Genomic DNA, 12,821 nt, shown 5'->3' on the forward strand with positions numbered 1-12,821 from the left:
GTTCCCTCGAACCTCCAGCCGAGTCGCTTCAGCGCGATTTCAGCGACTGCAGAAGCTTGATGTATATGCCGTTGAAACGAGCGCCCTTGTCCATATAGGCGGCCCCGACCGCCACACTGCCGCGGAGGAACCGGACGAGCACCCCCTGGTCCGGCTGATCCAGGTCTCCGCACACGATCTCCGTGGAGTCGGCCGTCCTCGGGTTGCCGGCGATCTGGATGCGCAGCCCGAACACTTCGGTGGCCATGCTGGGGAAGTATCCGATCCGGGAGGTCCTCGCCTCGTGCCCCAGAGAGGACACCAGGGATCTGCCCGCGAGATCGCCGGTGTCGATCGCGTTCTTCCAGAACTCCATACGCGTATGGCTGCCGGCCGTCCACGGGGCTGGGTAGCGAGCGATGTCCCCGGCCGCGAAGACGTCCGCGCAGTCCGGCACGCGCATGTATGCGTCGACCCGCACCCCGTCGGATAGATCCAGACCGTTCCCGTGCAGCCATTCGACGTTGGGAACACTTCCGATCGCTTCCACGTAAAGAGAGCGATCCGACGCCTCGGGGCCGCGGCCGCAGAGCAACTCCCGCGCGGAATCGCCTGTCACAAACCTGACACCATGCTGAATGATCCAGCGCCTGAGCGCATGTGAGACAGGCCCACCCAGAAGGCTCTCGAGCGGCCCGCTGCGAAACACTTCCAGCATGAGCACTTCACAGCCGTACTCCGTGTCCAGCGAAGCAAGTTCGCAAGCGACGAAGCCGGCAGCCACTATCGTGACCTTCTCGGCCTTCCGCAGTTCTTCGTGGACGTGTTGCGCATCGTCCAGATCGCGCAGGGTCCCATGCATGTGAGAACTGCACTGCCTGCCACTCTCGACCGAGGTGCGCGGGCGCACTCCCGTGGCAATCACCAGGCGGTCGTATGCGTAGTTCTCGCGATCTCGTCTCCGAAGATGACGATCCTTGCGTCAGCCTTGCTTTTGAGTATCGCGTTGGCCGCCCGCAGCCCAGCGATGCCGGAACCGACTATTCCGACGACCGGCTCGCCGTCAGTCATCCGCGGTCTCGCGGTTCAGGTGGATCGCCTGCAGAGGGCAGGAGTCGATCGCATCCTCGATGTCGTCGAGGTTTTCCTCGTCGAACGATTCCTGGTATTGCAGCTCCCCGTTGCCGTCGAGCTCGAAGTTGGTCGGAGCCGAGATGGCGCAGTGTCCATGGTTCTGGCACTTGATCGTGTCAACGAAAATCTTCATGATCCCTGCTCCTTCATCGCGCTCGCGATTTCGCTGGATCGTCTCGATTGATCACGAGCCTATGAGCCTGGGCGTGGCCGAGGAAGAAGCGACGGGTGGCCTGAATCGGCCGCGGCCTGTTCAGGCCTCGGCGTGTGCCGGCCAAGGATCATGCCGAGCCGGGTTGCCGCAACGGGGAGCCGGGTACCCGATGCCGGCTTTGGAGGGTGCCACGAGGTCACCGACCCGCCGAGGAACCGGTTCACCAGGTTCCGTCATGCTTGTGTCAGCTGTCGTAACCACCTAAGTTGGTTCCATGGTTGTCGTGTATTTCCCTGAGTTCCGTCTCGGCAAGGTGCTGGCGACTAACTTCACGGGGACCCTGTCGGAGCGGTACGGCGAGGCGGCGGAGCGTATTCCGGTGCCGTCCCGGCTCGTGGACTGGCTGGCGATCCATGGGCTCGAGGTCGATTCCTGCACCCCGTCCCAGCTCGACCACGCCCGAAAACTGCGGGAAGCGATTCACGCAGCCGCCACCGCCGTGGCGAAGCAGGACCCGCTGCCCCCCTCGGCCGTCCAGGTCATCAATGACTGCAGTGCTCACGGCCTGGCCTCGGCGGTCCTGACGGCCGAGGGCGGTAGGGAGTGGCGCCTGGGTTCCGCCTCTGTGGAGGACGCACTCAGCGTGATCGCCGCGGACGCGATCCGTCTCCTGGCGGGAGAACGAGAAGGAAAGATTTCCCTGTGCGCATCACCCACGTGCCGAGCCGCGTTCTTCGACACCAGCCGGGGCTCCACCCGCAAGTGGTGCGACATGAACACCTGCGGCAATCGTGAGAAGAAGGCGCGCTTCCTCGCCAACAAGCGCAAGAACTCCAGCCTTGCCGGCTGACCACCCTCCCTTATACGCCGCAGTCTCTGCGGCGCTGACGGTGCGATCGCCTTCGGCCGGGTCGCCGCCGCCCACCGACCGGCGGCACCGCCGACCGGATCGGAGTTCACCCAGGACGACCGGGACGAGTTGTACCGCCTCAACGGGGTCGAGCGCGTCCGCGACTATATGGCGACCCTGTACGGCGAGGTCGAGGACGAGCTGCCGACATTCGCCCCGGGGGCGCCCAGACGGCGGCCAATGTGCGCAGTTCGCGGCCGCTCGCCGAGGGCCTGCTGGATCGCAATGTGCGGCTGCGCACGCTGTATCTGGACAGCGCCCGTAACGACCCCGCCACTGTGGCCCACACCGATCGGCTGGCCGCGCTCGGCGGGCGGATACGTACCGTCCCCTCGTTGCCGAACCGCATGATCATCTGCGACCGGAGGATCGCCGTCGTCGCCGTCGACAGCGACGACACCGCCGCCGGCGCCGTGGTCCTGCGGACGGCAGGCGTGGTCTCATCGCTCTACGCCCTGTTCGAGAGCGTCTGGCAGTCCGCCCCGCCGATGGGCACGACGGCCTCACACTGCCTGATTCCGAAGCACCGGTGCGAACAAGCTGCCGATCACCTTCACCCGGCGGGCCTGAACTGAAACGACGGAGTTCCTGGTGGATGGGTACCCGATCGTGCTCACCAGGAGCTCCGCGTGCTTCCGGACCTTGCATCACGAGATGGAACCACCTCAGCCGGTTGCTTCATGAAGTGCAAGCATGGTAGAACCGCCATAGGTGGTTCTGTGTCGACTCGGAGATCTCATGACATCCACCAAGGCCAGCACAGGTGACCCGGCCGCCGGCCACGGTGATCCAGCGGGGGGAGCGGTCACCAACAGCCCTGCGAAGTCCTCCCGCACCACGCCTGGACCGGAGGTCGGTGACGATGGTGGATCTGACGGTACTGCCGAGCTACATCGCGGTGATCCTGCTCTTCCTGGGCCCGCCCGGGCCTGATATGGCCTACATGCTCGCCGTGGGCCTCGAAGGCGGCCGCCGGGCCGCGCTGAAGGCCATTCTCGGCATCGGAACGGGCATGAGCGTGTACGCCGCGGCCGCCGTCGCCGGAATCGGCAGGATCGCCGAATCACACCCGTTGATATTCGATACGGTGCGCATCCTGGGTGCCGTGTATCTGCTGTGGGTGGCCTACGGCACGCTGCGCAATGCGCGTCGTGCACTCCATGGGCACAGCGATATCGAGACGGGTCGATGGTATGTGCGGGGCATGCTCGTCAGCCTGACGAACCCGAAGATCATCCTGTTCTTCATCGCGATACTTCCTCAGTTCATAGGAAGCGCGGAGAACCCTGAGGTACAGATGGCGATACTCGGTGCCATCGACATTCTGATGGAGATCATTCTCTACGGAGGCATCGGAGTGCTGGCGGGATTCTTCCAGGCGCGCCTCGTCGGCGCGACAAAGGCGACGGCTGTCCTGAACTACATCGCGTGCGCCGTTTATGTGGTCCTCGCGGTGACGATCTGCGGCGAAATCGTGGTGACCCGTACGGTCGCGTAGCGGGGGCGGCGCGGTGACGGCTCATTGTGTCAGCCGCCGTGAGAGGCAGGCCGGCTGCCTTCAGGGATGTACGGCTTTCGACGCCGGGGGCGCCGCCGGCCGCCGCGCTGCCCGGCGCCGGCTGTGGGGCTGCCTTTCTCGGCAGGGGCCCGAGGGGGCTATGGGCAGCCCTGCGGTTGCGGTTATCTGTGATCGATGGCTGCGAGTGTGCCGAGGCGGGGTCACTGGACCGTAATGTGTCTCAGGATGAAGGGCAGGGCGGCCAGGTACCGGCAACTGCTTCCTCCTGGGGCTCAGCCGCGCAGGTGCTCTTCCGTGATCGCCAGTGCCGCCGCCATGATGCTCAACTGCGGGTTCACCTGGGGGCAGCTGGGAAGGACCGAGGCGTCCGCGATCAGCACTCCCCGTACCCCGCGGAGCTGGCCCACCGGGTCGGCCGGGAAGTGCTGGGAGCTCGCACCCGCCGCGACCGTGCCGGTGGGGTGGTAGGCCGAGAGGTGCAGCTGCCGGGCGCTCGTGCCGGCCAGTACGGCGTCCAGTTCGGCGAGGTCTCGCACGCGAGGGGCACGGGGTATTCCGGTGAGCACTTCCTCAGCGCCCGCAGCGAACAGCAGCTCGCCCATGGCGCGCACGGCCCGGATCAGCCGGCTCGCGTCGCGGCGGTCGACGTCGTAGCGCAGGAGCGTGCGGTCGCGGCCGAGGACACGGCCGGAGGGACGGTCGGCGATCATCGCGCCGAGCGTGGCGAGCCGGTCGGCACCCTCCAGCTCACGCCGCAGCTCGCCGCCCAGTCCGGGAAGGACGAAGGAGCCCATGCCGGGCGGGGTGGCGGTGGCCTCGATGAGGACTCCGTCGCTGTGGTGCTCTTCCACTCCGACGCTCTGCAGCACCCCTTCCCAGGCGGTGACCGGATCCGCGAAGCGGCCCGCGACGCTCGTCGCCGGGTGGACGCTGAGGTTGCGGCCGAGGCGCGGATGGCCACCGAGGCCGGAGCGCCGCAGCAGCGGCGGGGACTGCAGCGCGCCCGCCGCTACGACGACCAGAGGGGCGAGGATCTCGAAGCCGCCGTCGGACCGGCGTACGCGCACGCCTGAGGCACGCGGGCCTCCGGGCCGGTCCGAGTCGACAAGGACGCGTTCCACCCGCGCGCCGGTGACGATGCGGGCTCCCGCCGTGCAGGCGTCGGGCAGCACGGAGAGCTGCACGCTCTGCTTGGCCCCGGTGGGACAGCCCACCACACACTGGCAGGAGCCCTGGCAGCCGGGGGCGTTGCGCCGCAGGGGTGCAGCCTGCCATCCCAGTTCACGGGCACCGGCCAGCGCAACCCAGCCGTTGCCGCCGAGCACGTCCAAGGGCTGGGTGGCGACGCGCAGGGTGCGTTCCACCTCATCCAGATGCCGGTCGAAGCCGTCGGCGAGGGTGAAGCCGAAGCCCTTGCTCCACTGGGACAGGACGTGGACCGGAGTGCGGTAGGAGGTACCGGAGTTGACGACCGTGGTGCCGCCGACGGCTCGGCCCACCGGCAGCAGCAGGGGCGGTGTGCCCACCGCGACCGTGGCTCCGCCGTCCCGGTAGAGGTCGGTGAACCGCTCCAGGGGCGGGCGCCGACCGAACGACTCGGTCGAATGGTGCTGGCCCTCTTCCAGGACGACGACGTCCAGCCCGGCCCGTGCCAGGGTTCGCGCGGCCATCGCCCCGCCGGCGCCGGAGCCGATCACCACGGCGTCGGCGGTGGAGCGGGCGGGCCAGGCGTGGGCGGGAGTCAGGTCGAGCGGCGGATCCTTTCGCAGGAGTGTGTGTGGCGCCGAGCCGCCGTCCTGGAGCATCAGCTCCGTCCCGGCCGACAGGAGGACGGGGACTTTGATCAGGTCCAGGAGCGGGAGGAGTGCGGGCCGTGCGGCCAGTTCGCCCAGTACGGACTCGCGTTCGCCCGCAGTGAGCGCGGCCAGGGTGCGTCCGGTACGCGCCGTGGCGTAGGCGTCGATCCCGTGCGCCGCCGCGCGCAGGCCGACGCGGGCGGCGAGCGGCATCGTGGCGAGGAGCGCGTCCAGTCGGGCGGGAACGCGCCGGGGCCAGTCGGCGGTGTCGTCGTCGGCGAGGAGGGCGGCCACCAGGCCGTCGAGGCTCATCGGGTGCCCACCTCCGCGTGGGCCGTGCCGTCCAGCGTCCAGGCGGCCTCGGGGCGCCAGCCCCCGAAACACCACCGCTCGACAAGGACGTGGGCGTCGGCGCGTTCGCTGTTGCGGCACGTCGCATGCCCGCCGTCGGGGTCGGTGTAGTCCAGGACGAGGGAGCGGTCCGGAGGCTGGGTGACCTCCACCCGGATCCGGCGCAGACCGCAGCGGCCGATGACCGTCCATGTGGGGAGAGCGATGTCGGCCCGGAAGCGGCCCGCTCCCGCCCACCCGAGGGCCGACCGCTCGGGGCGGCGGGGCCAGGTGCGGCCGTGCCGGCGCAACCGCAGGAAGACCAGGGGCGGAAGCCTGCGCAGCCCCGGGCGCGTGGAGACGGCGGCGACGATCTCCAGGACGTCCCCGCCGCCCAGGTCGGCGTGCAGCCAGGCCCAGCGGCGGGCGTTGCCGTGGCCGTAGATCCGGGCCGACGCGCCGGGCGCGGCGGTGAGCTTGAGCGTGCTGCCGTCATGGGTGACGGTGCCGTCGTAGAAGGCCCGCGCGGCCGGGAGCATCTGGGCGGCGGGCAGCAGCGGCCGGCGCCAGGACCAGCGGGGGAAGGTGAACAGGGGCTGGTCCTCGGGACGTTCGGCGAGGTCCCAGCGCAGGGCTCCGTCCTCGGCCGAGCCGGTCAGGCGGCCGGGCCGGACCGTTGCCCCGCCCCCGCTGAAGCCGGACTCGCCGCGAGTCCACGGGGCGGGACCGAAGCGAGCGTGGCGCACGGGTCCGTCCTTGAGGAACACAGCGGCCCAGCCGTGTCCGTAAGGTTCGGATCCGTCGGCGGGGGCGATCAGTTCGTGGTGCAGCCACAGGCCGGTGCCGGTGGCCGGGTCGGTGACGGTGGTGTACCAGACCTCGGTACGGCCCGGCTCGCCGCGCCACCGTGGCGAAAGGTGGGCATCGGGGTTCTCCTGCCGCGGGAAACGGAAACTCGCGAGGAACGGCAGGAGTTGTGCAGGAAGCGAGAACCGCAGGGTGCCGGTGCCGATCCGCGCGCCGTCCTCCCAGAGGGTGTAGGGCAGCACGGTCATCGAGGCGACGGGCCTGCGCCAGGTGACGGCCTTCCAGCCGTCGAGAGTCAACCGGCGGCCGCCGGCGGTGAACGTGATGCGGTAGCGGATACGGCGTCGCGCCCACGGTGATATCTCCAACTCGCCTTCGGCGCGAGGATCGTCGGCCCACCCGGCGATCCGCATCCGGCCGGCGGCACGGGCCTCGGTCGTGCCGGACAGCCGCAGGAGGCGGTCGGCGGTGACCGTCAGATCGAGGCGGACGCGGCGCGTGCGCTCCTCTGCGTCGAGCTGCAGTGTGCCGAGCATCGTCTCGCGGAAGACGGTGCCACGAGCGGCCGCCGCGGGGGCGGTGTCCACGCTCATGCCAGGCTCTCCAGCATGATCCGCTCGGTCGCCGCCAGATACCCCTCGGCGGCCCGTCGGGCGCCCGCCTCGTCACCGTCCACCACCGCGTCGACCACCGGCTCGAGCCGCTCGCATGCCACCTGGGCATCCGTGAACGGCGCCCTGAGTGCGGCGCGTACCGGCAGGTAGGCGTTGAAGAGGGTGTTGGTCAGCAGGACATAGACGCGGTTGCCCGTGGCGCGGGCCAGGGCCCGGTGCACCTCGATGTCCGCGAGCTGCACGGCGTCGGCGTCCGGCGCGTCCCCCACGGCCGTCAGCAGCGTGCGCAGCTCGGTTCGTTGCCGGTCGGTCGCCCGGGCCGCGGCACGCTCGGCGATCAGCGCTCCGATACTGCACCGCACTTCGAAGATCTCACCGATCCAGTCGGGGCTGTGCCGTACGAGCATCGGCAGCAGGTCGGCTCCCCCGAGGCGGAGGTAGTCGCGCACGCGGGTGCCGACACCGTGCCGGGTCTCCAGCAAGCCGGCCTGCATGAGCCGTCCGAAGGCGTGCTTGAGGGTGGTGCGGGTGACGCTGTATCCGTCGGCGAGCGTGCGCTCGGGCGGCAGGTAAGCGCCGACCGGGTGGCGTCCGCTGAGGATGTCCTCACGCAGTCGGTTCTCCAGAACATCGACGATCGTTTCGCGGGGCAGTGCCTCCACGCCGTCCTCCCAGTGGCTCAGTGGATGAGCCACTCAACCAACAAGCGTGCGCGCAGTCAACGGGTCCGGCACGCCCAAGTCCCGTTCTCCGCCCAGTGATCCGCCACTCCCCCACCTCGCCACTGGCACGGCTGCTTGAGCATCACAGCCGCGGGCGGGGGGTGGCACTCGGCGCCGTCCGGTCTGACGCAGTGCGGTGTGGGCCCTCCAAACGATCAGTTCGACACAGTGAACCTGTCGTCGAAGCCGACGGAAGCGAGGATCGACGTCTGGGTTCCCGACGGCGGAGGTCCAGGATCCTGGGCGCCGCTGATCAGAGGGCGTGGGGCGGGGTTCGGCGGAGACGCCGTAGACATTGCCGCCGCCGGGCGCACGGAGTCCGCGCAGCACGTACTGCTTGGTGAGCAGGCCGACCGCTCGCGCGCCGGCAGCCGGCGCTACCTGAGGAATAGATGTAGATCATGGAACGTTGCCTGGCGCATGACGACCAAAAGTACCGACGGCGCGTCCGTCCCCTTGCTCGATGCCGCTCGTACGGCGGCGAAGCAAGCAGCGGTCGAAGCCGCAGCGACCGAGCGAGATCGGCGGATCACCGGCGTGAGTGCCGCCGCTGCTCGGGCTGCGGGCGCATTCGCCTTAGGCGTCCGCCGATCCGATGGAGGGATCGAGGCCGATCTCAGCACGAGGGTCCGGTTCCTGGCCGAGCTCGGACGGGGCTGCCCGTCGACGGCCTGGGTCGCGGCCACGAACCTCGAAGCGAAGCGGGTGTTGCAGATCGGTACGTCAGACGAAGCATACGCGGATGCGTTTCGCGATGTCGACAGCGTAGTGTGCTCGTCTGCTCGGCCGGGGACGGCCGTCCGTGAGCCCGGCGGGCTGCGCATCTGCGGCCGATGGTCGTACGCTTCGGGATGTGAACTCGCCGAATGGGCGATACTTTCCGTGCAACTGCCTGGGGAGGGTGACCGCCCGCCGCAGCCGGCTGCGGTGTTCGCCCGCACCCGGGACCTGACCATCGACCGAGACTGGCACATGGCGGGACTGTGCGGCACCGGAAGCCATACTCTCGTCGGCGACGACGTGTGGATCCCCGATTCTCATCGGCTCGACTTGCCCCGGATCGCCGCTGCGCTGTCCAACATCGCGATAGCGGTCGGGCTGTTCGCTCCCCTGTGGGGTTCCGCACGCGGCGCCCTCGACATCGTGGTCGATGTCCTTGCCAAGCGAACGTCACCGAACCCCGCCCACCCCACGCTGGCCGACTCTCCCGGTGCCCGGAGGAACCTCGCCGTCGCCGCGCACAAGATCGACACCGCTGAGCGGCGCATGCTCGGGATCGCCGCCGCAGTCGACGCCACGCAGCCCGGTGAGGTGCTTGCGGCCGAAGAGCGTGCGCGGCTCCGAATGGATCTGATCGCCGCTGTGCGGGAATGTCGTAGCGCACTGGAGGACTTGCTGGACCTGCACGGATCCACCGGTCTGGAAAGCTCCAACCCATTGCAGCGGTACTGGCGGGACTTCGCAGTGGGGTCGCGGCACGTCCAGTTCACCTCCCACGTCGTCGAAGAGGATTACGGCGTGCTTCTCCTCGGCATCAACGAAGCACCCTCCGCGATGCTCTGAGGACTTGCCGGACAGGAGGAGGCTTCTGGGAACGTCGAGAGCTATGTCTACCGGCGGCGTCCTTGGGCCTCTATTCCGGACTATGGAAGGAGTGTCCCAGCGGCCCCAGTAGGGAGCCGGACCATGCTCCCGGCGCCTCGGTATCCCTTGTCCGCCCAGCACGGGATGCCGGCTTCGGCGAGGGTGTCGATGACGCCGTGCTCAGGCACACACTTCCCCCAGCTCGCCCCCGACCGCGCCGCCCGCCAGGCCGTACGCTGACTCCATCAGCCAGCGTGACCTGGACGCATCACAGTCGTACTCATCGAATTTCACGTTGCTTTCGGGTCAGACTCCTTCCAGACGAGCACAGGCCCGACCGTGCTGGCGACGGTGACAGGCTGACAGCTCTGCAGGGGCGTCCTGCTCGCGTGCCTGCATGCGCAGCTCGAAGCAGACACCGTAGAGCCCCAGGGCCGACCGGCGCCCCGGAAGGGTGAGCCTCGGCGTTGTCACTTGCGGCTGGTAGAACTGCCGTGCAGATCAAGGGCGCTGGACGCGCCGGATACCTCGTACGGCGGGAGCAGGCAGGCACATGCGAACCAAGGACGAGCACCTCACCGAGCTCTACGGGCTCCCCGCCTTCACGTTCCCCGAGGAGCGGGACGCGGCCGGCGTCGTGCTGCCCGAGGCCGACGCCGTGGCCTGGCGGATCGGATACGACCGATGGACCACCGGCGAGCGGTGGAAGGACACCTTCGAGCGGCTGTGCGCGGCCGTGGACAGCGCGCGCATCCGCGCGCTGATCATCGGCATCTGGGGAGACCCGGAGGACACCGAACCCGACGAGGTCATGGAGGCGTTCCTGGGCGCGCGGGACCGGCTGACCGGGCTGCGATCCCTCTATTTCGGCGACATCACCGACGAGGAGTGCCGGATCGCCCGGATCGGCCAGACCGACGTCACGCCGCTGCTCGCGAGCTATCCGGCCCTGGAGGAGTTCTCGGTCCGGGCCGGCGAGTCCTACGACATGAAAGGGCTGCACCCGCTCAGGTTCCCCCGCATACGCCACGACGCGCTCCGCAGGCTCGTCGTCGAGAGCGCGGGGCTGCGCGGCCACGTCCTGCGCGGGGTGGGCGAGAGCGAGCTGCCCGCGCTGGAGCATCTCGAACTGTGGCTGGGGGCGCGCGAGGACGGAGGCGACGGCGAGATCGCCGACCTCGCGGGGATCCTGTCCGGAAACCGACTGCCGCGGCTGCGGAGCCTCGCCCTGCGTAACAGCGAGATGCAGGACGCGGTCGCGGCGGCCATGGGGGCCGCGCCCGTCGTCGCCAACCTCGACGTGCTCGACCTGTCGCTCGGCACACTGACCGATACCGGCGCCGAGGCGCTGCTCAGCGGGCAGCCGCTGACCCATCTCAGGAAACTCGACCTGCACCACAACTACCTGAGCGAGCCGATGAGACAGCGTGTCCGGGACGCGCTCGAACCGGCCGGCGTCGAAGTCGACCTCGACCCGTCCGACGCCGACGCGGACGAGGACGAGAACGGCATGCCGGTACCCAGCATCAGTGTGGGCCCGCTCACTTACTGACCATCCTGCCGGGCGCATTACTGGCCCGGATCCGTCCGGCGTCGCCCTGGCGTTCCGGCCAGTCCGGGCACGCCAGGAGACGGGCCGCCCCTACGGAGGCGTGCACCACACCAGGCCAGCAAGCCCGCGACCCCCAACAAGCCCCCCTCCGAGCGTCAACACGCACACGAGCGGACCCGTCGGCCTGAACGTGTTCGCAGGGAGGGCGGTGTGCCAGGACACGTACGCGAAGGAGCTGTGACCGCTGGTCAGGCCGGGCTGCGGCGATGACGGCAGGCGCTCCACGCTCAGACAATGGGTGGGGCCCCGTCTTGCGCTGCCTCCTCTTCGCAGCAGGTGCTGTCAGCGCGGGGTCCGTTCCTCCAGCGCCGTGAGCCAGGCCGGTGCCGGTCCCTCGCTCACGGGCTCGGTGCGCTGCCCGCCCCGGGCGAAGAAATCGGCGAGGGGCAGGATCGCGGCGCCGACCGTGACCGCGTCCGGCCCCAGTCTGCCGAGGTCGATGCAGACGCGTTCGGCGGGGTAGCCCAGGGCGTACGCGGCGGCGTACCGGCGTACGTCGGGCAGGAACCGGGTGCCGAGCTGCAGGCCTGCCCAGCCGCCGATGAGGATGCGTTCGGGCTGGAAGAAGTTGATCAGGTCGGACAGGCCGGCGCCCACGTACTCGGCGGACTCCTGCAGCACGGAGACTGCCACCGGGTCGGCGTCGGAGCCTTCGGGCGGGTAGGCCGCGGCGATCATCGCGGTCAGCGCGGTTTCTTCGTCCGTGCCCTTAGGCGGGCGTCCGCCGCCCTCGCGCCAGCGGTCGAGGAGCGCCTGCGCGCCCACGTACGCCTCCAGGCAGCCCCGGGCGCCGCAGCGGCAGCGGCGTCCCCTGACTTGGACGGTCACATGACCCCACTCCAGGGAGCGGCCGTGCTCCACCTCGGGTGTGACGAGGCAGGCGTTGACGCCGGAGCCGAAGAGGGCGACGACGGCGTTGTGGGCGCCGCGCCCGGCGCCGAACCACATCTCGGCCTGGCCGAGCGTGCGGGCGCCGTTGTCGATGAAGTACGGGACGGACTCGGGCAGGTCGCACGTCGAGCGCAGCAGTGATTCGAGCGCGACGGCGTCCCAGCCGATCGTGGGGCCGTGGACCACGGCCCCCTGGTCGGTGCGAGCCACTATGCCGGGCACGCCGATGCCCACGCCCAGCAGCCGTTCGAGGGCGAGGCCCGTCTGGGAGAGGACCTCGGCGACGCCGTCGCGGATGTGGCCGACGATGACCTCGACGTCGTAGCCGTGATGCTCCAAGGGACGTTCGGCGCGGGCGAGCTCGGTCAGGGTGAGGTCGAAGAGCTCGACGCGTACGCGGGTCTCGCCGACGTCGACGCCGATCATGTGGCCGCTGGCTGGGGCGACGCGCAGCAGGATGCGGGGGCGGCCGCCGTCGGACTCGACGCTGCCGGCCTCCTCGACCAGGCCGTCGGCGACCAGCTCGGCGACCACGTTGCTGATGGAGCCCGCGCTCAGTCCGGTGGCCGGGCCCAGCTCGAAGCGGCTCATGGGCCCGTCGAAGTACAGCCGTTGCAGTACGACGGTGCGGTTGCCCCGCCGCAGGTCACGCACCGTCCGCCCGCTCCGCCCCGCCATGTGGGTCTCCTTCCGGCCCTGAGTCGCTGTGCAAGATACCGATGCGCGATCCCTTGACGGGACTTTACCCCCCCGGCTTAAATCACGCCGT

Annotated in this window: 10 protein-coding genes and 2 pseudogenes; 5 read left to right on the plus strand and 7 right to left on the minus strand. The window is 69.6% G+C overall.

Going from position 1 to position 12,821, the window contains the following annotated elements; genetic code table 11:
- Positions 1–28: 28 nt before the first annotated feature.
- Positions 29–937, minus strand: a pseudogene (locus ACFYXA_RS07540) (FAD-dependent oxidoreductase); the annotation flags it as partial.
- Between the two features lie 105 nt (positions 938–1,042).
- Positions 1,043–1,246, minus strand: a complete 204-nt coding sequence (locus ACFYXA_RS07545; RefSeq protein ID WP_352246126.1) for a ferredoxin — start codon at positions 1,244–1,246, stop codon at positions 1,043–1,045.
- 295 nt (positions 1,247–1,541) lie between these two features.
- On the opposite strand from ACFYXA_RS07545, the gene ACFYXA_RS07550 reads away from it, so the two are divergent.
- The 3 genes from ACFYXA_RS07550 to ACFYXA_RS07560 all read left to right on the plus strand — a co-directional run bounded on the left by ACFYXA_RS07550 (position 1,542) and on the right by ACFYXA_RS07560 (position 3,675).
- Positions 1,542–2,117, plus strand: coding sequence for a CGNR zinc finger domain-containing protein (locus ACFYXA_RS07550; protein WP_389029306.1), 576 nt, complete (start codon positions 1,542–1,544; stop codon positions 2,115–2,117).
- A 242-nt stretch (positions 2,118–2,359) separates the two neighbouring features.
- Positions 2,360–2,752, plus strand: a complete 393-nt coding sequence (locus ACFYXA_RS07555) for a hypothetical protein (protein ID WP_389029309.1) — start codon at positions 2,360–2,362, stop codon at positions 2,750–2,752.
- 287 nt (positions 2,753–3,039) lie between these two features.
- Positions 3,040–3,675, plus strand: coding sequence for a LysE family translocator (locus tag ACFYXA_RS07560; RefSeq protein ID WP_389029311.1), 636 nt, complete (start codon positions 3,040–3,042; stop codon positions 3,673–3,675).
- A 293-nt stretch (positions 3,676–3,968) separates the two neighbouring features.
- Here the strand turns inward: ACFYXA_RS07560 and ACFYXA_RS07565 are convergent, their stop codons facing one another.
- From ACFYXA_RS07565 to ACFYXA_RS07575, 3 genes are read right to left on the minus strand one after another with little or no spacing between them, the layout of a single operon-like run.
- Positions 3,969–5,804: a GMC family oxidoreductase N-terminal domain-containing protein gene (locus ACFYXA_RS07565; RefSeq protein ID WP_389029314.1), complete on the minus strand. Its 1,836-nt coding sequence runs from the start codon at positions 5,802–5,804 to the stop codon at positions 3,969–3,971.
- Positions 5,801–7,222, minus strand: coding sequence for a hypothetical protein (locus ACFYXA_RS07570; RefSeq protein WP_389029317.1), 1,422 nt, complete (start codon positions 7,220–7,222; stop codon positions 5,801–5,803). Before ACFYXA_RS07570 ends, ACFYXA_RS07565 begins: the two co-directional genes overlap by 4 nt.
- On the minus strand, positions 7,219–7,905 hold the full coding sequence (locus ACFYXA_RS07575) for a FadR/GntR family transcriptional regulator (RefSeq protein ID WP_389029320.1): 687 nt from the start codon (positions 7,903–7,905) through the stop codon (positions 7,219–7,221). The genes ACFYXA_RS07570 and ACFYXA_RS07575 overlap by 4 nt, the downstream gene beginning before the upstream one ends.
- A gap of 228 nt (positions 7,906–8,133) precedes the next feature.
- Here ACFYXA_RS07575 and ACFYXA_RS07580 point away from each other — a divergent pair, with 228 nt between their 5' ends.
- Positions 8,134–9,528 carry an acyl-CoA dehydrogenase family protein gene (locus ACFYXA_RS07580; protein ID WP_389029323.1) on the plus strand — a complete coding sequence of 465 codons (1,395 nt, stop codon included), beginning with the start codon at positions 8,134–8,136 and terminating at the stop codon, positions 9,526–9,528.
- Positions 9,529–9,612: 84 nt separating this feature from the next.
- Here the strand turns inward: ACFYXA_RS07580 and ACFYXA_RS07585 are convergent.
- Positions 9,613–9,731, minus strand: a pseudogene (locus ACFYXA_RS07585) (IS5/IS1182 family transposase); the annotation flags it as partial.
- A gap of 371 nt (positions 9,732–10,102) precedes the next feature.
- Here ACFYXA_RS07585 and ACFYXA_RS07590 point away from each other — a divergent pair.
- Positions 10,103–11,101 carry an STM4015 family protein gene (locus ACFYXA_RS07590; protein WP_389029326.1) on the plus strand — a complete coding sequence of 333 codons (999 nt, stop codon included), beginning with the start codon at positions 10,103–10,105 and terminating at the stop codon, positions 11,099–11,101.
- Positions 11,102–11,443: 342 nt separating this feature from the next.
- On the opposite strand, the gene ACFYXA_RS07595 is transcribed toward ACFYXA_RS07590, so the two are convergent.
- Positions 11,444–12,730: an ROK family transcriptional regulator gene (locus tag ACFYXA_RS07595; protein WP_352246117.1), complete on the minus strand. Its 1,287-nt coding sequence runs from the start codon at positions 12,728–12,730 to the stop codon at positions 11,444–11,446.
- Positions 12,731–12,821 lie beyond the last annotated feature (91 nt).

The sequence above is a fragment of the Streptomyces sp. NPDC002566 genome (assembly GCF_042889585.1).
In the GTDB taxonomy this organism is placed as follows: domain Bacteria; phylum Actinomycetota; class Actinomycetes; order Streptomycetales; family Streptomycetaceae; genus Streptomyces.